The sequence below is a fragment of the Pedobacter sp. SG908 genome (assembly GCF_011759615.1).
GTDB lineage: Bacteria > Bacteroidota > Bacteroidia > Sphingobacteriales > Sphingobacteriaceae > Pedobacter > Pedobacter riviphilus.
In genome coordinates, this window is sequence record NZ_JAAOYY010000001.1 from 2,769,564 (window position 1) to 2,791,570 (window position 22,007).

At 40.1% G+C, this 22,007-nt stretch carries 13 protein-coding genes and 1 pseudogene; 2 read left to right on the forward strand and 12 right to left on the reverse strand.

The genetic code is table 11. The features are described 5' to 3' along the window. The first annotated feature begins 4 nt into the window (after positions 1-4). Entirely contained in the window at positions 5-1,393 is a 1,389-nt protein-coding gene (locus tag FHT21_RS11280; RefSeq protein ID WP_167294766.1) for a RagB/SusD family nutrient uptake outer membrane protein, read from the forward strand. Between the two features lie 73 nt (positions 1,394-1,466). After that, positions 1,467-2,954, forward strand: a complete 1,488-nt coding sequence (locus FHT21_RS11285; protein ID WP_167294767.1) for a redoxin domain-containing protein — start codon at positions 1,467-1,469, stop codon at positions 2,952-2,954. A gap of 283 nt (positions 2,955-3,237) precedes the next feature. Here FHT21_RS11285 and FHT21_RS11290 read toward each other — a convergent pair whose 3' ends face one another. From FHT21_RS11290 to FHT21_RS11345, 12 genes and pseudogenes are all read right to left on the reverse strand, one after another. After that, the gene (locus FHT21_RS11290) at positions 3,238-5,508 is read right to left on the reverse strand and encodes a tetratricopeptide repeat protein (RefSeq protein ID WP_167294768.1); all 2,271 of its coding nucleotides are present in this window, start codon (positions 5,506-5,508) and stop codon (positions 3,238-3,240) included. Positions 5,509-5,820: 312 nt separating this feature from the next. Beyond that, the gene (locus FHT21_RS11295; RefSeq protein ID WP_208398907.1) at positions 5,821-7,584 is read right to left on the reverse strand and encodes a glycoside hydrolase family 9 protein; all 1,764 of its coding nucleotides are present in this window, start codon (positions 7,582-7,584) and stop codon (positions 5,821-5,823) included. A 1-nt stretch (position 7,585) separates the two neighbouring features. Then, the gene (locus FHT21_RS11300; protein WP_167294769.1) at positions 7,586-8,134 is read right to left on the reverse strand and encodes a hypothetical protein; all 549 of its coding nucleotides are present in this window, start codon (positions 8,132-8,134) and stop codon (positions 7,586-7,588) included. A 268-nt stretch (positions 8,135-8,402) separates the two neighbouring features. Beyond that, the gene (locus FHT21_RS11305) at positions 8,403-9,515 is read right to left on the reverse strand and encodes an IPT/TIG domain-containing protein (RefSeq protein ID WP_167294770.1); all 1,113 of its coding nucleotides are present in this window, start codon (positions 9,513-9,515) and stop codon (positions 8,403-8,405) included. Positions 9,516-9,521: 6 nt separating this feature from the next. Then, the gene (locus FHT21_RS11310; RefSeq protein WP_167294771.1) at positions 9,522-11,099 is read right to left on the reverse strand and encodes a RagB/SusD family nutrient uptake outer membrane protein; all 1,578 of its coding nucleotides are present in this window, start codon (positions 11,097-11,099) and stop codon (positions 9,522-9,524) included. Positions 11,100-11,121: 22 nt separating this feature from the next. Further along, positions 11,122-14,595 carry a TonB-dependent receptor gene (locus FHT21_RS11315; protein WP_208398908.1) on the reverse strand — a complete coding sequence of 1,158 codons (3,474 nt, stop codon included), beginning with the start codon at positions 14,593-14,595 and terminating at the stop codon, positions 11,122-11,124. Between the two features lie 200 nt (positions 14,596-14,795). Further along, positions 14,796-15,959, reverse strand: a complete 1,164-nt coding sequence (locus tag FHT21_RS11320; protein ID WP_167294772.1) for a FecR family protein — start codon at positions 15,957-15,959, stop codon at positions 14,796-14,798. A gap of 238 nt (positions 15,960-16,197) precedes the next feature. Continuing rightward, positions 16,198-16,782, reverse strand: coding sequence for an RNA polymerase sigma-70 factor (locus FHT21_RS11325; protein ID WP_167294773.1), 585 nt, complete (start codon positions 16,780-16,782; stop codon positions 16,198-16,200). A 296-nt stretch (positions 16,783-17,078) separates the two neighbouring features. After that, complete coding sequence (locus tag FHT21_RS11330) at positions 17,079-18,026, reverse strand: hypothetical protein (protein WP_167294774.1); 948 nt, start codon at positions 18,024-18,026, stop codon at positions 17,079-17,081. A 94-nt stretch (positions 18,027-18,120) separates the two neighbouring features. Continuing rightward, the gene (locus FHT21_RS24950) at positions 18,121-19,071 is read right to left on the reverse strand and encodes a hypothetical protein (RefSeq protein WP_243853971.1); all 951 of its coding nucleotides are present in this window, start codon (positions 19,069-19,071) and stop codon (positions 18,121-18,123) included. A gap of 24 nt (positions 19,072-19,095) precedes the next feature. After that, positions 19,096-20,082, reverse strand: coding sequence for a TMF family protein (locus tag FHT21_RS11340; protein ID WP_167294775.1), 987 nt, complete (start codon positions 20,080-20,082; stop codon positions 19,096-19,098). Positions 20,083-21,638: 1,556 nt separating this feature from the next. Continuing rightward, positions 21,639-21,986: pseudogene (locus FHT21_RS11345) on the reverse strand (RHS repeat-associated core domain-containing protein); the annotation flags it as partial. Positions 21,987-22,007: the final 21 nt, after the last annotated feature.

Below are 22,007 nucleotides of genomic sequence, written 5' to 3' on the forward strand. Positions count from 1 at the left end.
AATCATGAAAATTAACTATATATTTTTCAAAAAAATAATGGCATTGGGCTTGGTTTTAATGGCAATGTCGTCATGTAAAAAATTTGTTGAAGCCGATTTAGCCAATAATCTTATCGCAAAGGAAGATGCCTTTAATACCGATAATTCGGCGACCAGTGCTACCTTATCACTTTATTCTTATTATTCAACAACAGATCACTTAAAATTCAGTACCTTGTTTGGCGGTTTATTAGCTGATGAATTGCAGAATACCACCTCAAATGCCGATTTAATCCAGTTCTCGCAAAATGTGGTAGCACCAACCAATACCAATCCTACAGGTTATATCTGGGGCTATTCTTATCAAACTATCCGCTATTGCAACCTGATTCTGGATGGTATTGGTCATTCTACCGGAATGACCACACCGGTGAAAAACCAGTTAAGTGGTGAAGCTAAATTTTTCAGGGCCTTAATGTACTTTAACCTGGTAAACTTTTATGGAGGTGTACCCATCACTTCAGAAATAAACGAACTCGATAATGCTTTTAAACCAAGGGCTACAGTTGCAGAGGTTTATGCACAGATCTTCAGCGATTTAAAGGATGCACAAAATCTGTTGCCCGCTACTTATGTAGGTAGTGCCGCATTAAAGGTCAGGACAAACAAATGGGCAGCAACTGCATTATTGGCTAAGGCTTACTTGTATAATAAAGATTATGCCAACGCCGAGGCCGAAGCAACCAAAGTAATTGGCTCAGGTACTTACAGCATGGCTACTTTATCAAATGCCTTCATTAATACCAGCAGTGAAACCATTTTGCAGTTATCTACCTTGTTTGGTGTATCGGCCTTTAGCACTTACCGCACAACCAGTTCGGCAGCTAATGTAGCGCCACCGGCTTATGTGTTGTACAACAATTTCACCAAAGATTTCGAGCTGAACGATAACCGTAAGACCTCCTGGGTTGATTCGACTACTTTTAATGCCGTTAAATACTACCGGATTAATAAGTACAAGGTACAATCGGCCACAGCAGCAACTTTGGGTAATGAATATACCGTGTTGTTGCGTTTAGGCGAACAATACCTCATTAGAGCAGAGGCCAGGGCACAACAATCGAATATTGGTGGTGCACAGGACGATATTAACGTAATCCGCACACGTGCAGGGCTGGGTAATACCACTGCTGTTACACAAAGTGCATTGTTAACGGCTATTGCCAAAGAACGCAAACTGGAGCTTTTTGGGGAGTATGCCAATCGCTGGTTCGATTTAAAACGTACCGGAACTGCTGATGCAATTTTAGGCGCCTTAAAACCAACCTGGAAAACAACTGCGCAACTGTTGCCTATTGGCATGGACCAGATTTTACTGAACAATAAACTCACCCAAAACCCTGGCTATAACTAAGAGATTTAAAATTAGTCTGCCTGAAATTAAATTCAGGCAGACTAATGATTTCAAAAAATAAATATAAAAGCTTATGAAATTATTAAAAACTGCCTGCTCAATACTGTTATTGCTAGTTGCTATTAATGCAACAGAGGCACAAACCACCAAACCAGCCGACACCCTGGTTCAATACCTGGATAAACTGGTAGCCTCTAAAGATTCGGCTGATAAAACTGTGTTAAGGGCCAGATTGGCTAATTTATCAGAAGCTAAAACCGAAAAAGAAGTATTAACAGCTGCCAATTATTATTACCGCATTGGCGATACTAAAAAATCCGATGCCATCTACAGCAATATCGCCACCCGTTTTCCTTTGGGTACACGAGCCAGAAATGAAGCTTCTAAAGATTTTTACCTCCTTAAAACCGCTGCCGAAGCCGAAGCCGCTTACAAAGCCTGGATAAAAAAGTTTCCGCCAGCAATGTACGAGAATATCAAGGTAGACGACCGCCTGGCTTACGATTATGTAAGAGCCGTGATTGCCGGTAAATTTGCAGCCGAAAAAAATGTCGCCAAAGCTAATGAATATGCCAATATGCTTGAAGTTGATTTCTGGAAAGGTAATGCTTATTCGGGCGTCACCGGTGCTTTTTATAAAAACGGCGATTTAGCCAATGCCGAAATTTATGCCAAAAAAGCAATGGATAATTCTTTTTCTTATGTGGATGGCAAAAAAGGCAATGAGAACTGGGCCAAATTTTCAGCTTCGGCCTATGCGGGCCTAACCAGTACTTATGCCAACATTTTATTCGAAAGGAAAAAATATGCCGAGGCTTTGAAGTATTCGGAGATTGCCTATAAAAAATCGACTAGCCTAAGTCCTAATTTAAACTACCGCTATGCGCAAATTTTAATGGGCTTGAATAGAAACCAGGAAGCTTACGATAAGCTGGAAGAAGTGGTTAAGGCCGGTAAAGCGACCCCGGAAATAGTTGCCGATTTTAAAAAACTCTACGTAAAGTTAAAAGGTAATGAAAGTGGCTTTGATGCTTATGCAGCCTCCATTAGAAAGGCTTATTTGGAAAACTTGAGCAAGCAATTAACCAAAGACATTGTAAAAGAGCCGGCTGCGCCTTTTTCATTGACTGATTTGAACGGCAAACAGGTTTCTCTGGCTGATTATAAAGGCAAAATTGTAATCCTCGATTTTTGGGCAACCTGGTGCGGTCCGTGCAAGGCTTCATTCCCCGCAATGCAAATGGCAGTAAATAAATATAAAGACGATGAAAATGTGAAATTCCTTTTTATCCATACCTGGGAAAAAGTAGCCGATCCAGTGAAAGATGCAGCCGATTACATTAAGGGTAAGAAATATTCATTTGAAGTGCTGATGGATCTTAAAGATGCCCAAACCAAGGTAAACAAAGTGGTAAGCAGTTACAAGGTAAACGGTATCCCAGCCAAATTTGTAATTGATGCGGCGGGAAACGTAAGGTTTAAATTAACAGGTTTTGACGGTAGCAACGAAGCCGCTGTTGATGAGCTGAGCATGATGATTGATATGGCGAAAGCCAAATAATTAACAAAGAAGTCAGGTCCTTAAAGCCTGACTTCTTTGTTAATAAGCGAGTGGGCAAAATAATAACTAAAAGTGTAGAATAATGGATGATAACATTCAGGTACTTCTATACACTGTAGGGTTTATATCCGTTTTGTCAAAAAAGACATTTTGAAAAAAATTACAACTAAATTTATTTAACCCTTAAACTAAGGAACATTTCTACAGCTATTAATATTCAATACCATCTGCCTCATCACCGCCTTGGGCGTTGTCGGTTAATTGCTGATATTTTTCTCCGTATTCATCCTCTTTTTAGAAAAGAGAACAGTCCCCCCCTTTTCCATTCGCGTTTTCGTTTTAATGCTTCTTCGTTTTGCGGCGCTATTTTCAAAATATTATTTACGGTTTCAATTGCGGCATCAACTTCTCCGGCAGCTTTACAGCCATCCGCATATTGTAATGCAGCTTTTATCCATGTGTCATCACATCGCCATCCATTTCTATCATAACAGGCTATCGCAGCCAGCGAATAATCGATAGATTCATCCCATTCCTTCAACGCATAACTGCACTGTGCCAAACTCAAATTGGTGTTGCAGGCGATACTTTCATCACTTTCATTGACGGGCGGCTGACAGGTACCAAGCAGTATATTTAAATTTTCTTTAGCACGATTATAATCTTCCAGAAAGAGGTATGACATGCCCCGCATAAAATATACCTTCTGAACAGAATCCACCGTGATGGCCTCACCTTTTATCGACTGATAATTATTGGCACACGCTATGCATTGATGATAATCCTTTAACTGATAGTAGTTTTGCATCAGCATATACCAGGAAGAGTTATCATCCGGGTTTTTATCCAGCTCATCTTTCCAACGCCGGGTGGCATCTTCCAGGCTGCCTTCACTTAAAAGGTCATGGCGTACATTTTGGACAACAATATATTTTTCGCTTAATGTAAACAGTCCCCGTTCTGTTAACCCATTTCCATAGGTTTTAATAAAGTTGTTATATTCCTCCTCCACTTCAGTTAAATGCGCCTTCGCCTCCTCTTTCAGGCCGAGGCCATAAATAGCCGTGAGGTATTTACCCTTTAAATCAATATAATCTTCAAAGCTTAAATAATCGCTGCCATAAGCCATTGCCTGCTCCAGCACATCAACTGCTTCCTGATACCGTTGAGTTGCCAGCAATGCAACGCTTAAGCTATACAGTTGCTCCCAAAAAGGAGATAATGCATATCCGCGCTTATGTATTTCGATAGCATTTTCATAATCTCCCAGCTCGCTTAAAGCTATCCCGTAATTATTACAGCACATCGCAAAAATATGCGGCTCATTGTCGCCGCTATCTCCCTTACCATTATAGAAATAGTTACAGAAAGCATCGTAAGAGATTTTGTAAAAACCAGCCCTGATCTGTAAAAGTTCCCGGGCATTGCTTTTAGTTCTGATCTCTGCCTCCGACTCATAAAAGAAGCTTACCCCGGCATTGTAATACATAACGGCAGCGTCTTCCGGCCATTCTTTAATTGAGGGCAATTCACTGTTTATCCGGTACGAAATTTCAATGAAGCGTTGCAGGCCAAGGGCAAGTCCTCCTAATTCTATACTTTTTTGCAAGTATGGTAGCGCTTCATGATAACTTTTAACCTCATATAACGCGGCACCTGCATAGTGATAAGGCACAGACCAGTTGGGATAGGTTTTTATATAACGTTGTGCTAAACTCAATAACTCAACGGTACCACCATTTACACGTTCTTTATAAATCTTAAGTGCAATAAACATGGCGTATATAATGGATTGGCTGATGATGCCTTCCCTGGTCAATTCATCCAATCTAAAATATAATTTAATTAACTCCTCATCGGCATCACCCATAAATAATGCAATCTGGGCTACTTTTCCACCTAACTCATAATCCTGATTATCAAGTGCCAGGTGAGCAAACAGACAATACACGCGCACATCTTTATGCCGGAAAGGCAATCCTTCCTGGTATGCCCTAAGTGCGTTGGAAGGGTCGTTCTTATGTTCTAAATACAATGCTGCCTTTTTAGTGTACAATACACCTATTTCATAATCGGCACGACCGCGATCTTCCGAAATGTTTTCTTTACTGATATTTATTAAAAGATCTAAATCTGCTAACGCATGGTCGATGTCTCCACTTTGGTAATAGGCTTCCTGCCGGTACTGGATGGCTTTTATCCTGGTATCAAGAAGATTTGATATGGCCAATTGGTTACAGTAGGCTATAGATTCAGATAAATTAGTACCCCTTATGCAAATGTTAATATAAGCTATAAACAGCATCGCTTCTTCATGACCTGGTGCTAACTTGAGCAACTCTTCAAAGCTACTAATGGCCACCTCTAGCATATTACCTGCATCTTCACTATTATACGATAGCTCAAATGCACATTTGCCTTTTAGTAAAAGTCCATCCCGGCTGTCAGGATTAAAAAGCAGGAAAAGATTTACCGCTTCAAGGCATTCTGCATAATTGCCACTGTTATAAATTGATTGTAAATGTTCAAGATCTGCGATGTTTTGTTGTTGCATATGTTTTTAATCGGATAGATGAATCCAGATTTTTGTCTGGATATGATCAGAAACAAAATTAAACATCAGGGTCAAGGGCAACTAATCTTAACGTTATACAAAACGTCTACTACATTACATTAAAGTGTCTACAATACATCTACAAGTCCTCCATTCTGTATTGGAATAGAGCTAAAAAATGTATTGTGCCATGTCTATAGGCATATCGCCAAAAGGATAAAGCATGGGTTTCTACCGAAGAACCCTCTCAATCCCAAGTGACAGGAAAATCAAAAAACAGGTGCCGAATAGAACAACAACCCTCTATTTTGTTCATTTTTTTCTTGCCTTTTGAATACACTCCACTGCATTTGCCACATATACCAATGGCGCATTCCAATTAATGGCAATTTCGTTACTTGCATAAGAGTTAACATCATCCAGGTACGACAATTCGGGTTCGTCATTATACTTCAGTCCATCTTGTTTTCCTCGATTTGGCCCTCCAACCAGCAGACCCGGAATAGGTTCAGCAACACCATCTGCGAATGACAAGCGGTGGTGCGGGTGCATAGGTGATTTGTAACCTACCCCCGTTACAAAAGAATAACCGGTTGCATTTTTACCCAGGATGTAATCCAGATTACTAAGGGCAGCATCGAGATAAGCATCCTTTTTGGAAAATAAATAAGTATTAATGAGTAATATGCTCTGATTCATAGCTAAAGAATTACTTCCCCATGCAAAGTCGTAAAGCGAGGCGCCGATTACGGTATGATAGGGACCTGTTTCAAAAGCAGCTAAGTAACGATCGGCAAGGCCGAGTATCTTCTTCTTCAAAATACTGGTTACACTTTTGTACTGTTCAGGAAGCTGCCCCTCGCACCTGATCAATGTATAATATCCCAATGTACCTACATTATTCCAGCTAGGTAAGCTTACCGGAGCATTTAAACGCGCAAAAAAAGCATCATAATATTCTTGTTGCCCGGTTGAGGCCAATAGTTCTGCCGAGGCCCAGGTCCATTCATCTTCGAAATTCCCATCACCATAACCACCCGTTGTTACCTTTAGGTCTGACATTTTGTTGAGCGCATCCTGATCGTAAGCGATGCTTGGATTTTTTACCGACCAGCTCCAGGCCTTTTTAGCAGCTAACAGGCAGCTATCTGCCAGCCCAGGATATTGTTCAGGGAATTGCTTAAAAATCCGATAAGCCTGTGCGGCAACAGCGGCTAAATTAAGCGTTGCTGCAGTACCTTTTGCCACCACATAACGTTTTGATGTTGCTTGATCTGGCATGATCATCCCGTCGAAATTAAGGTTGGTACACTTATTATAAACTCCCCCATCAGCAGGGTCCTGCATTTTAAGCATCCATCGCAAATTGTAAATGGCCTCTGTTAACACATCGGGAACTTTATTTTTCGCATGGGGAATATGCGCTTCCAAACCTAAAAAATATTCAGAAAAATCTTCATAAGCAGAAAGTAAGGTTGAGGTTGAGATACCGCTATTCACCACATATTTATTGTAATCTCCTGCATCGTACCATCCGCCCGCAACATTAATCTTACTATCAGCCTTTCGGTTTTTAGAGGCGGCCGATGGATGAATATAAACTGAAGTATCTGGATGCCCGGCAGCACGGTACCATTTTCCTGCGTAGTTTGCATCCAGTGCAGCCGAGGCGCGCTGGTAATAAAATGCTTTTAATGCGGCAACTGCAAGATCGTGATGCACACCATCAGCAATTTTAAAAACAGGAGATTCAGAACCTCCGGCAATACGGATGATATATTGGCCAGGTTGGTTAAAGCTGCTAAAATCGGCAATTCTCGTATTAATTTTCGAGTAGCCGGTAGTTTTTGGCTCAGATAATACACCTGTGTACACAGATTTTCGGTCTGGCATGGATAATAACTCGAATTTATTTTCTGAAGCTGCCCGGAGCACGACTGCACTTTTTTCCAGCTTTGGATAATATCCCGACTGGTTCAGAACAATATCAGGAACCTTTATTTCCTGGGCAGCGGCCGCAGTGGCAACCAGCGATAACCATATTAAAACCGACCTGTACAATATGCAATTCATCATACTACAAATATTTTTCGAACTCAGATTGAGTAATTACTTTAAGGCTTACATCATCTACGAACATGGTGCCAGTGACATAACCCAGTGCAAATAACAACTTTATTTTCGTAATACCTGGCGGAATAATATATGCCTTTTCATACAGCTTCCAATCGGCATCTCCTGTAACTGAGGCAATGTTTATTCCCTCGCCTGTTTTAATTTCCTGTTTGTTAAGGGTCTCGAAAAGGAATAACGCACCGTTCCAGGAGTTTTTTCCGGTACTCACCGCATCTACTTTAATTTTGGCACTCATGAGTATATACTGGGTATTTTTAGGCAAAGATACAATCTGGTGCATACCAATCCATTTAGAAGAATCTGAAGAAAATATAGCACCGCTCATTTTCCCAGAATTATACATGTAAGGTGTTGCCTTGGCCGAATAATCGACCCATCCGTCTAATTCACTTTCGAAGCCACCATTAACAACCAGGTTTTTTTGTGCCAAGACATGGGTACTGGCTGCCAACATCATGATACCGGCAAGCATATATTGTATCAATTTCATTAATCAATTATTTTAAAATTATAAATATGGAAGAGGTTGGAGCATATTTATGTTATGGATTTCCTTAATAAAATCGTCATTGCGAGAAGGCTTTTTCAGCCGACGAAGCAATCTTTATGGCAATGGTTACTGGCAAAAAAGATTGCTTCGTGCCTCGCAATGACGATATTTACTAGGTATTATATCTACGTTAAGATTTTCCGGACTTAGAAAAATTCAGAGCAACTTATTTATGATACAACCTCTTTAAACTTAAATATTTCTTCAATTAATACACTCCAATATCATCCAGATAAATGGTTTCTGGTGCGTTTCCACTCAGCTCCTGAAACCCGATCCAGTTTACACTTGTAGGTTTACCCGGCTGGCTGGCATTCTGGAAACGATCTATCGGAACCACATAATTGGTCCACTTGCCCGCATGCAGTACCACACTTACGTTACGGTTGTCAAAATCACCTAATGCAACCTTTACAACTTTACCTTCAGTACCGGTTGTGCCATAAATAGAAAACTTAACGTAGGTTTTGTCGGTCAAATCAATAGGGCTGTTACTGCCAACGGCATATCCTGCATAGCTTCCAGTATAGGTAAGTTTGATCGCATGCGTGCCGCGCTTTACCATCTCAATGTTATTCACATCGGCGTTAGCACCTCCGAAGTTGAAATCGTAACCAGCTGTTATTTGATCATCATAAAATAAATGCCTGAATCCAAACGGCAGCAATATCGGAACCACAACGCCATCATAAGATACATATGGGCCAGTACCTGTACCACCCGGAGTAGTAACACTTACTGCTCCCAGCGCACCAGTTGGAACAGTTACCTTCAATTCTGTACTGGTTGAAGAGATTACCTGCGCTGCTGTGGTACCGAACTTAACGCTCGATACCTGATCAAAACGTAAGCCGGTAATGGTAATTACATCGCCAGGGTTACCAGTAAACTGACTCAGATCAGTAATTACCGGTGCAGGTTGTTTAATACTAAAATTAAAGCTGGTAGTACCGAACGAATTGGTGAGTGTTAATTTTCCTGTTTGATTGATCCATGTGGCGGTTGTCGGGATCATTACCACAATGCTGTTATCACTAAAAAGCGCAGTATTAAGATAGGCTGATGCCCCGTTGAATTCTACTTTGTTGGTCGATTTTAAATTTACCCCTTCTATCACATAAGTAACACCAACATCGCCCGAAGTAACTGTTGAATCAAGCGGAGTAAGTTGAGTATCTCCCGGCCTTACCAAGGTACGGACCCTGGTAATGCTTGGCGCACCCTGCCCTTCTTTGTCTTTTTTGCAGGAGGTAGCAAAGATGAGCATGCAAAACACGCCTATCAGATAAAGGGCTATAGTATTTTTATATAACGTTTTCATATTAGTTTATTTAAAATTGTAAGGCACCGGAGGCAATAGTAATTTAGGACTTAGAATGGTTTCTGTTGTAGGATAAGGTAAACGGAAATTGGCATCTGTTGGGGTATACTTTTGTCCCCAGACTACTACGGGTGTAGTGTTGCTGTAAATTCCTCTTTCCTGGTTGGAAATAATGGCAATTGCTTTAGGATGCGAGGTAACATTAAAACCATCTAACCGGCCCAGATCAAACCAGTAATCAGCCTCAAATACAAATTCCATACGGCGTTCCTGGTAAATATCTGCGATAGTGATAGAGGTTTTAGGGATGAGGCCTGCCCTTTTTCTGATTTTGTTAAAAGGGATAAGCGCAGCATCATCAGAAGTACGGTCTGCACCAGCAAGAACTGCCTCTGCTTCGATTAACAATACATCGGCGTAACGCATTAAATACGTATTGTTTGCTGTCGAAAATGCGGCACCTTTACCCCCATTATCTGCCGGTGTGCCTACTACATATTTTTTAATAAAAGCCGGCATCCCCTGAGCCACCGCCCCGGCAGGTAAAGTGTAACCACCTTTAGCCTGGTTAATTTCAGGATAAACATCGCCCTGCATCATCACCGTTGGCTTTCTCCTTAAATCGCCGGGCTCAAAAGCGGTAAGCAAATCGATAGAGGGTGTAACGCTTCCATAACCGTCGCCAGTACCCGTAATTTCGGAGTTGAATGCAAGAAAAGATTGCAGTGCATTACCATGGCCATAGGAAGATCCACCCAACCATTGAATGGCTGCAACACTCTCTTCGTTATTATTATTGGCCGTTTTAAACAAGTCAGCATAAGTTTTACCCGAAATATCTATTCCATACAATTTAAATTCGCCACTGTTGATTACCTGTTCTGCTTTTAACCTGGCGTTCGAATAATCGCGCATGTACAAATAAACCTTAGACAATAATGCAGACGCAGATCCGCTGGATACTTTACCCTGAGAAACAGAGCCCGTTCTGATCATTTTATCACAATTATCTTCCGCAAATTTGAGGTCGTTGATTATGAATTTGTAAACATCAGTAACCGGATTGGTATTAATCTGATAATTGCTCACATAATCCAGGCTATTTTCGATAATCGGCACGTTTCCCCATGTTCTTACCAAATAAAAATAGGCCATTGCCCGCATAAATCTGGCTTCGCCAATTGCATTATTAACTACCGGCGCCGGCACGCTCGCTGGCACTTTTGCTTTTAGGTTATTAATTAGCGCATTAGATTGAGCAATTACACTGTATAGCGAATTCCAGGCTGATGCCAATTGGGTATTATCTCCTGTTACAGAAAAATTCCCAAAATTGATCACATCCGGAGAATAAGTGTGCGCATTACCGCTTAGCAATTCTGAAATACACCATGAAGCTTTGGCATTCCAATCGAACCACGGAGAGTTGTACAGGGCAATGGTACTGGCCTGAACCTGCTCGGTGTTCTGGTAAAAATTATCGGCACTGAGTGCATCCTGTGGAGGAATATTAAAAAAGTCTTTTTTACAACCAGCGCTAACAATGGCTATAAAAATAAAGCTGTATATTAAATATGATTTCATTTTGTTCAATAATTGTAGGTCACTAAAATTGTGCATTTATTCCAAAAGTGATGGTCCTGGCAATTGGATATCTACCCAGGTCGATATTATTTAAAATGGCACTCTGGTTCATCGCTCCGATTTCCGGATCGTAGCCCTTGTATTTTGTAAAGGTGTACAGGTTTTGTACACTTGAGTACACTTTTAAATTAGAGAATTTAAATTTCCTGATCCACGAAGCAGGTACCTTGTAACCCAGACTAACATTCTGTATGCGTAAAAAAGATCCGCTTTCTACATAACGGTCAGACACGAACAGATTGGGATTATCAATACCGATTTTAGGTGCAGGAATATTGGAATCAGGATTCTGCGGCGACCAAAAATTACTATATGCCGCATATTGATTTTGATACACAGCTGCCAGGTTACCCATGGTATTGTTTAACAGGTTCATGATTTTGGAACCATAAGATCCGTTCAGAAACAAGGTAAAATCAAAAGCTTTATAACTAAAAGTATTGGTAATGCCATACGTGAATTTAGGATTTGGATTTCCGATCGCCGTACGGTCTTTCTCATTAATTACCCCATCACCATTAACATCTTCATATTGCACATCGCCCAGCCAGGTACTGTTGCTGTTGTTGGCAATACCACGACCAAATTGAACCGGAGCTGATTGAAGCTGCTCTTGTGTTTTAAATATCCCCTTTACTTTATAACCATAAAATTCACCTACCGATCTGCCTACTACTGTACGGGTAACCGGGGTTTGCAGGTAAGCGTTGGTTATTGTTCCGAAAAGTTCGGTAAGGCCATTACCAAGCGCTTTAACTTCATTATTATAATGAGATAGTACCACACTGGTATTCCACTTAAAATCGGCCTTATCAATATTGTGCGAGTTAATGTTCAAATCAAAACCTACGTTATCAATCTTTCCAAGATTTACGTAAGGAGGGTTAATACCGCCCAAATAATCTGGACCACCAACCAAATAGGCAGGAAGGGTAAGCTGAAATAAGAAATCTTTTGATGTTTTCTTGTAAACATCTATGCTCGCGTTAATCTTACCGTTTAGAAAGCTCATGTCAACCCCACCATTGTACTGGATAGAGGTTTGCCATTTTAATGATTTATTATCAATCCGCCCGGCAAGAAAACCAGTACCTAAACCTGTTTGTGAAGATCTTAACAAAGAGCTGTATAAATAATTGGGAACATCCTGGTTGCCCACTTCTCCATAACCCAAACGGATCTTAAGCCCGCTCACAACCTTATTGATCCCCTTCATAAATGATTCTTCAGACAATTTCCATGAAGCCGCAAATGACGGGAAATAACCTGTCTGAGCACCTTCGGCGAACTTAGAAGTTTTATCTCTCCTGATGGTAGAAGTAAGGCTATATCTGGAGTTGTAGGTATAAATGGCACGGGCATAGATTGATTCCTGGCGTTGTGTGCCAATGTATTCATCGTTGGTAGCCGTTATGGCCTGTCCTAAATTTAATGACTGTACGTCGTTACTATAAAATCCCTGACGTGTTCCTTCAATCCCCCTCCAGTTCGATTGTTGAACCTCGTAACCTAAAATGGCACTCAGGTTATGCTTTTGACCAAAAGTCTGGTTATAATTAAGATATTCTTTCCAGATCAAAAATGTACTTTGCTGATACCTTTCCTTTAAAGAAGCAGTAGGATTGGTAAAACGGCCCCATGAATAGCTGGGCGTAAACACATTATTATCAGAGAAATTAAAATCACCTCCAAGTTCCGATCTTAGTGATAACGATTTGATGAACTTAATTTCGTTATAAATATTGGTGTTAATGTTACTCCTGTTCAATCTATTTTTGATCTGCTGGGCCTGGGCTACCGGATTTAACGCAGCTGCGGCAGCAAGCGGATCTGAAACAGGAGGACCTGTATACGAACCATCAAGGTTGGTTACGGCTAAATCAGGTGCCTGTAGTAAAGCATTATAAATAATCCCGTTATTATCACTGGTCACTACATTTTCTGCAGATCGGCTTCCGGTTAAGGTAATTCCAAGTTTAAACCATTCTTTCACTTGGGCATCAGCATTTACCCTAAGGCTATAGCGGCGAAAATCGGAACCGATAACGGTACCGTCCTGACCTAAATATCCACCAGAAATGTAGTAGTTTAATCCCTCTTTACCTCCAGAAACAGCTACCTGATGGCTCTGCTGTGGCGCAGTTTTAAATATTTCTTTTTGCCAGTTGGTACCCTCCCCCAACACAGAAGGATCTGCAAATTCGCCCCTTCTTCCGGTGCCGTAAATATCGCCCAATGAGTTTTGGAGTACGGCGTACTGGCGAAGATTCATCACATCCATATACTTTGCCACACGCTGAAAACCGTAATAACCATCATAATTTATAGAAGAATTACCGCTCCTCCCTCTTTTGGTAGTGATGATAATTACCCCGTTTGAAGCCCGGTTTCCGTATATTGCTGTTGCAGATGCATCTTTTAGTACATCGATCGACTCAATGTCATTTGGATTGATCAATGATAACGGACTTACAGTAGTCTGCGAATTGGCATTGGAAGATGAGGCCTGTAAAGGAGATCTTCCACTGGTACTCTGATTGCCCGCATCGCCTGAAATTGGCACCCCATCTATCACATATAAAGGCTCATTACTACCGCTTAAAGAAGTTACACCACGTACACGCACAGATGTATTGCTACCGGGTGCGCCAGAGTTTTGCGAAATCGTAAGTCCTGAAGCCCTGCCCTGCAGCATCTGGTCGATACTGGTTTGAGGTACATTGGCAATATCGGCCGCTTTTACAGATGAAACAGCTCCATTAAGATCTGTACGTTTTTGCGTGCCGTAACCAATTACCACCACATCAGAAAGTGCTGTGGTTTGTGCCTTAAGTATCACATTCAGTATACTTTTGCTGCCAGGACTAATTTCCTGGGGCTCCATTCCAACAAAAGAAAATACAAGGGTGGTTGATCCGGCAGGCAGCGAAATCTTAAATTTACCATTAATATCGGTTACCGTTGATTGTTTGGTACCCTTTACATTAACCACTACCCCCGGAAGCGTGACTCCTTTTTCATCGCTCACCGTACCAGAAATCTCCATATCCTTAACGGAGATGGTTGTAAATGGCGAATAGGCATTCTTTTTAAGGATAATGGTTTTTTTGATGATTTTGAAATCAAGGTTGGTATTTTTCAAAACTGTGCCCATTACCTGCTCAATGGGCATGTCGGTTACATTAAGGTTTATTTTATATTTATCGTCTATATCGGCACGTCTGAAAAGCAAGTGGTAACCACTCTGTTTTTCTATTTGCTTTAAGATGGAAATGATGTCAGAATTGTTCTGTTTAAGCGTTAGATTCTGACTGAAGCTGCTAGCGCTAACCTGCATCAGGGTAAGCGTAAAAAAAAGCACTACGAGTCTCATTGTTAATAAGATTTGGTAAGAATCACGGCGCAATACCTGCCTGATCCTAAAAAATAAATTCATATCTTTATGGAGTTTTGGTTAAATTATAATGTTGTCTAAATCGGATTGTAAGTAACCTTTACATAACCGGATGTGCTGCGAACACGATCCGGTTTTTTCTTGAAAAGCATGGTCACCCATTTACATTATGCAGTGTTGTAGTAGTTTCTCATGTTAAAATATTTATTTGGTTAAAATTTATTTTCTATCAGTAGGTCCCTTTAATCGATTATGGTAAGCTGATGCCCGTTCAATTCATATTTTAATCCCGTAAATTGAAGCATACTTAACAACTCTGAAAGTTCTACATCTTTAGAAATGGTTCCTGTATAAGATATTTTAGAAGGCGTGCCTCTAAATACAACCTGAATATCATACCATCGGGCCAACTGCCTGGCAATTTCTTTAATCTCCATATCTTTGAAGATAAAAAGGTCGTTCCTCCAGGCCATTACAGCTTCCAAATCACAATTGTTATTCACCTTTATTCCATACGGATCTATCAGGGCCTGTTGCCCTGGTTTCAATAGCTGTGAAAATTTACCAGATGATAAATGGATACTGCCTTCAATTAAGGTTGTTTTCTGCTCCGCCTCATCGCCATAAGCCATTACATTAAAATGCGTACCCAATACCTTTATTTCCGTTTCACCAGATTGTACCTTAAAGGGCTGCTTGGGGTTCTTGGCCACTTCGAAATATACCTCACCCGTCATCTGTACAACTCTTTCAGCACCGGTAAAAGCAGTTGGAAACCGTAAACTCGATTTCGCGTTTAACCAGGCTTTACTTCCATCAGGCAAAACAACGCTGTATTTCCCGCCAAGTGGTGTGGTAATCTTATTATAACTTATTTTAGCAGAGGCAGATCCGTTATGCATTTCATAACTGAGTTCGCCTTCGGCTGTTTTTACCACACTCACATTCTGCTGATCAGCCAATGCACCTATTTTGGCTTCGGTTAACACAACAGACGATCCATCGCCTAATGTTAAAACCGCCCTATTGCCACCTGGTTTTATATGAACCGATTGATGTAATTTTGCAGTTTGATTTTGCAGATGTAGCTCCGGATGATATCTCCAGATCAGCACTGCACCCAGCACCAGAATGAGTGATGCTGCTGCCCATAACACTGTACTTACACGTATTGATTTTTTAGGGATTGGTATTATTTTTTGTTGCCCTTTAGTTTCGATATTGAGCAGGATACGCTCAAAAATTTTATCTTCCACGAGCCTGCGCTGGTCATCGGAAAGGCCAATAAGATCTTCAGGTACCGCATCCATACTATCGAACCATTGATCTACCTGTTCGATCTCGTTAACAGTACAATCACCAGAAAGATATTTTTTAAGTAAGGAAACGGCTATTGATCTGCTCATGTTGATGTGTAGTTATATTTGGTTCGTTAATAGTATAGTCGGGTAGCCTGCCCCTAGCCCCCAAAAAAAAATAAAAAAATTAAAATAGGGCGGTATGATCAATATAAATGGAAAACCCGAAAGTTCAGCGAAGCTAAATCCGTTTGGGATATCTCTCCAGAATATCGTCACCCTGAACTCAGTTTTGAGTTAGATGTGAAATTTTGCTTATGATAGATCCTCAGGGAAGATTGTGATTTTAACGAAGTAACCAGGCAAAACCAGAAGCGATCAAAATTACCTTATAATGCATCCTAAAATACTTTAAGGCATTGGTGATATGGTTTTCTACCGTCTTTTCAGATAATCCCAGTAATTCAGCGATTTCTTTATTGGATTTGTGCTCTTTCCTGCTGAGCTCAAATACTTTCCTGCATTTTACAGGTAACTTAGAAATCACTCCGTTGATTCCCTTTTCCAGCTCATTGATAAAGATGGTTTCTTCGGTGGTATTTGTTGCCTCCTGATAATTAAATGAAAGCAATTCCAGGTAATTATTCCTGGTAGCCTCTTTAGCCATATAATCTATAATAGAATAACGGATAGCAGAATGGAGATAGGCTTTTAAAGACCCTTTGATATTTATTTTTTCCCGATTGATCCAAAATGTGGTGAAGAAATTCTGGATAATTTCTTCGGCAGCTTCTTTAGACCTTAATCTTTTATTGGTCATTACATACAACTCATACCAATACTTAGTATAAATTTTCTTGAAAGCAACCACCTCGTCCTCCCTCAACATTACGATCAGTTCCTCATCAGTGTGATTATGCGGGTTGCTCATAGCCAGTAAAATTATAAAAAAAATTGAATCCAAAACGACGAACATAAGGCCAAACTTGGTCAGCGTTTATGATCATCGTAACTATTTGTGCCATTAAGCTACTGATATTGCCCATCATACCGTAGCTAATGGCTTCGTTCAGGTTGTTATCTGCTGTCGTGGTGGTTAAATGTTGTAAATAAAACTGAAAGTATTGGGCACAATTATACGCTAGGTCTTAGCAAGATGCTAAGACTGGATGGGCATTAGGACAAACCAGCGCTATTGAAAATTTAAACAGGCTCTTAACGTGATGGTTATTTCGATTTCTCTAATGCAGAAAGCCTGATCAACACCGCGGCTAAATCTTCGGCAGCCTTTTTATCTGAAGCAGCCTGTGTAGTTTTTATTTCTTTAATTTCTTTTTCTTTCTCAATAAGGTGAAGCGTAAGTTCCTCCACCTTTTTTAAAAGTAATTTATTCATTTCGCCCAGTGCAACACCATTGGTTTCGACTTCCTTAGCTGTTGGTATTTCTGGCAGGTGTTTATTCATTTTAATGTAGCTTTCCAACCCTTTCAACGTTTCAATATTGTAACCCTCTTCAAAAACATAATCAGGCCAGTTGGCTGTTTCTATCTTAATTTCATGTGCCCGGATTTTTCCATTAACGGAGAGTTTTTCTTTAGGTGATGTTGTGCCAATACCTAAATTCCCTCCGTTTATATAGCTATCACCCAGTACATTTAAATAAACTCTTCTTTCCCCCTGATGACTGACAGCAAAACCATGATAACCAGCGCCCTGATTAGTCATCCATTCCAATTCACCATCTTGAGGAGAATATAATTTTTTATCTGCAGAATTGTAATCAAAACCGATTCCACCACCTTTTATAGTAAGTTTCTGGTCTGGATTTGATGTTCCAATACCAACATTTCCATCGCCCTGTACCACCATCCTGTCGTACCATTGGTTATCTACTGCATAAGTAACGCCAATCGCAAATTTGTCTTCTGCCTGAAAATCATCGCCAATACCGAAACGGAATTCACTTTGATTTCCTCCTGAGTTATAATGGCTGATAAAAAAATCATCGGAGTTTCCGAGGAAATAAATCCTTGGCCCATACCCAAATGCATTATGAAAACCCGCCCCAATATTCAGGTTCCCATTAATGGTTTGATCTTGTGCATTTGCGCGGTCTGCATACGCAAACAAAAGGCAAGCAGTAGCTGATGCCAAAATTTTGTAAAAGTTTTTCATAAAAATATATTTGTGTTAATTCAAATCAAAAAAATCAGGTGTTCTGATTACACCTGATTTTTCAATAATTAGAGTTATACTTAGAATGCATCACTTATTTTTTAGCAGAGGATTTTTCCTGAAGTGCTTTAATCACTTTTCCTTGCTCATTAAGTTGTTTTTGTTGTTCGATTAAATGAAGTGTAAGTTCTTCCATTTTCTTTAACAATAACTTATTCATTTCACCTAAGTCAACACCATTACGCTCTATTTCTTTTGCGCTCGGTATTTCAGGAAGGTGTTTATTCGTTTTAATATAACTTTCCAATTCTTTCAGCGTACCAACCTTATAATCTTCTTCAAAAACGTAATCGGGCCAGTTAGTGGCTTCGACCTTGATTTCTTTCGCACGGATGTTGCCGTTAACGGAAAGGCGTTCCCTGGGCGTTAACGTTCCAATACCTACATTCCCATTAGAATTGATCGCCATTGCAGTTAACTTACTGTCTGCTATATCAACATTGCCATGTACATTGAAATTAAGTCCCATGTTCCGTATCCCTGGATAGCCCGTCGCTGCAGGGAATCCACCGCAACAGATCCAATCTGGTGTTGATTCGATTGAAGCACCAAAATAACTGGGCATTATATCACGAAATCCAGGAAAATATATCCCCTTTGTATCGTTAGAATTATTATAGTCTCCAAGCATAATTCTTTCATCTCCTCCAGCAATATGTAAACGACTATGGGGACTTGATGTACCAAGACCAAGATTTCCTCCCACATCCATAAACATTCTGGGCTGCCCTTGAGCAAAAAACCTTATTCCAGAATACCCTGAAAAATAGGCCATTGGAGGTGTATTTGGCAATTCATAATACCATCCTAAGCCATAATGCGAAACAGTATTCCCCATAAAATTAAAAGCATCAGGTGGGTTGTGGGCTATGGCAAACTGATTTACATTGGCTGTTGTTTGGCCAAAGGTTTTTGTAGTTATAATGCAAAATATTAAGCAAATTATTGCACAGGCATTTGCTACCTTATTGGTAAAAGTTTTCATAAGAGCATTTATTTAGTATTAAATTTATTTTTTAACTGATTTTTTTAAGTTATTTATTATTTTATCCTGTTCGTCAATCCGTTTTTTCTGTTTGGTATTCGATTCTTCCAAACGGATCAGATGCAGCGTAAGTTCTTCTACTTTTTTCAAAAGTTTAGCTTGAATCTCTCCCAGATTTTGGCCTTCTTTGGCAACAACATCAGCAGATGGCATATCAGGAAGATGACCGTACTTTTCGATGTAACGCTTTGTCTCGTTAAGAGTAGGCAGTATGTATTTTTTCTCAAATACATAATCCGGCCAATTGGTGGCTTCTACCTTGATTTCTCTTGAACGGATATTGCCGTTAACGGAGAGCCTTTCCCTAGGAGATATTGTACCAATACCCACATTACCTGAGCCATCTATCCTAAGCTGTTCGGTATTATTATTAGTAGAAAAAGTAATAAAACCACCAAATTGACTCGATCCACGGTAAAAATTGATGGAGCTGTTGGTTACGCCGTAGAAATTATGTTCAATGGAGAACCCCTTACCTGAGTACACAGTGTTCTGAGTTTCATAGCCCCTAACACCAAGAAAAGTGCCGCTACCTTCATTGTTACCCTCAGCCATACGGCCAAATACCATACCTAGGTTCCCACCATCCAATGTTTGCGCCATATCAAATGATGCCTGAGGACTATAGGTTCCAAGGCCTAGTTTTCCTTTGATATAAGTATTGCCCGAACCGCCTTCAATAGTTAAAAGAGGCTGAAGACCTGTTGACCAAAAACTGAATTGGCGACTTCCGTGCATATGGATCCCAAAGCCGCCCCTGATAACACCATTTGAAGAAGGTGAGGTTTTAATAAGTCCTTCATCCCAACCCGCAGCGATATCCTGCTGCCAAATAACCCTGGGCCATTCAAAGTTCTCTAAATTGGTAAAATTCCCGAGCACCTGCTGAGAAAAAACTGCAGAAGAGCAGCTCATAAATACTAAAACTAGGGATAAAAATTTAATCTTCATGGTTTGGGCTTGAGTTAATCTATAATTAATGCTCAAGTTATCACATATCATCAAAAAAGAGAAATATTTTTGACGAACGATACTTTTCGGATGATATTCTATGCCTATTTCTTGATAAACGTGATTTTGGCTTTTCTTAAAAACACCAGTTAGTCCATCAAAAATTTCATGAAAAAGCTTTAATTCGCTTCCCTGCAAACTTCAGTTCCTCTGTTTTTCTTCGCTGCTATTTGCGGTTTTCTTCATCAGTATGGCTCCGGCAATTTTGCCAATTCCCAGGGTGGTACGTCAAGCTTGTTTTTGCAGTTTTTCGCCAGCAGCATTGTAAGTATAAGTTAAGTTCTGGCCTCCACTTATGGTTTGCGGCAGGTTAAGGAAATTATATCCCAAACTAATGTTCTTTTGGCTATCGCTGGTAAGGTTGCCATTGGCATTGTAAGCATAAGTACTGTTGGTAAAGCCGTTAATAGCGGTTAGCTTGTTACCATTGTAGCCGATATAGCTGTTGGCTGCAAGATTATCCCAGCTTGAGCACTGGCCTTGATATGATAGAAAGCAAACCTTATTAATAACTAAATATGACCGGGATTACAAATCCCGACCAACCCGGAAAACAACACAGCCAATTTTAAAAAGAAGCCTTTCGGGCTAAAACTGATTAAAACTCATGAAAACCTGCTGCAGTGTGCAGCACCAAATCATGAGTATCATGAAAGTATGCTGCAGTGTGCAGCAATAAATCATTAGAAATGCTTAAAAAACCAAATTAACAACATTTCATTACAACCGCTTAGAAACGGAGAATATATCCTGTTCTTAACTGATGCCTTGCATATTGTATCGAAAAACAACTAAGAAGCCTATTTTAAAAGATTGCTTCACGCTACCGCACGGTTTCCCTCCTTTCTGTTCGCAATGGACGGGCAGGTGCTGATTTAATAATCAATCTGGTTGAAAGCAAGTGCAACACAATCAAGTCTTAAATGCCAAAGCCTGTAAGTTTAACTTATAATTACCATTTAATGCCAAAATAAAAAGCCTGGCGCAAAGGCCAGGCTAAAGTTAAAATTATTTTTAAGGACAAGTTATCCACCTACGATCCCATTAATTAATCCGTAGTCTCCCTACCCTCAATCCAAGGGCTCAAGACTACGGATAGATGGTAATATTGCCCCATTACATCGTAACTAATGGATTGCCTAGATATTGCCCGCTGTCGAGTTGGTCAATCGGTTCAACTTGTTGTATGTATAACTAAAGGTATTGGCCGTACCGTGAGAAATAAAAAGCCTGGCACCATGGCCAGGCTAAAGAATAAAATTGTTTTAAGTATCAGTCCTCAACTAGCGTTCAACATTGATGAATCCGTAGTCTACTTAAGCTCAATCTATAGCTCAAGACTACGGACAGATGGGGGTTAGGACTAGCTCCTTCTTTTGAAAATTCAAACGGAATTGCGGAAATAGAAAAATCGAATTTACCTCCTCCTTTACCTTCATTCAAAATATAACTCCATCTGTTCTCTCTGTTTTTAGGATCTAGCGCTCCCGAATTCCCTAACTTTTCACTATTCTTTCAGAGCTCACAAATACAACTTTATAAATTATTCCATTTTCGATATTCTTACTATCTGTTACGGGATCAACAAAATTATAAGATTTTCGGGTTCCTGCATCAGTGTTTTCAACAACTAATTTGTTTGGTTTTCCATTTCTATCAATTCTTTGAAAATATCCATATTGATCAAATATATAATCATCAAATGGCATTGAAGCCATCCCATCCGGATCAACAAACCTAATCGGATTGTTAAACCCATAGTTGTACGGAGAATGCCTCCCCATCTTCTCTGACAGCGGATCAATCACGTTCCATCTTCCAATTACCGGATCATAGAACCTTACGCCGTAATCTAGGCTTCATGC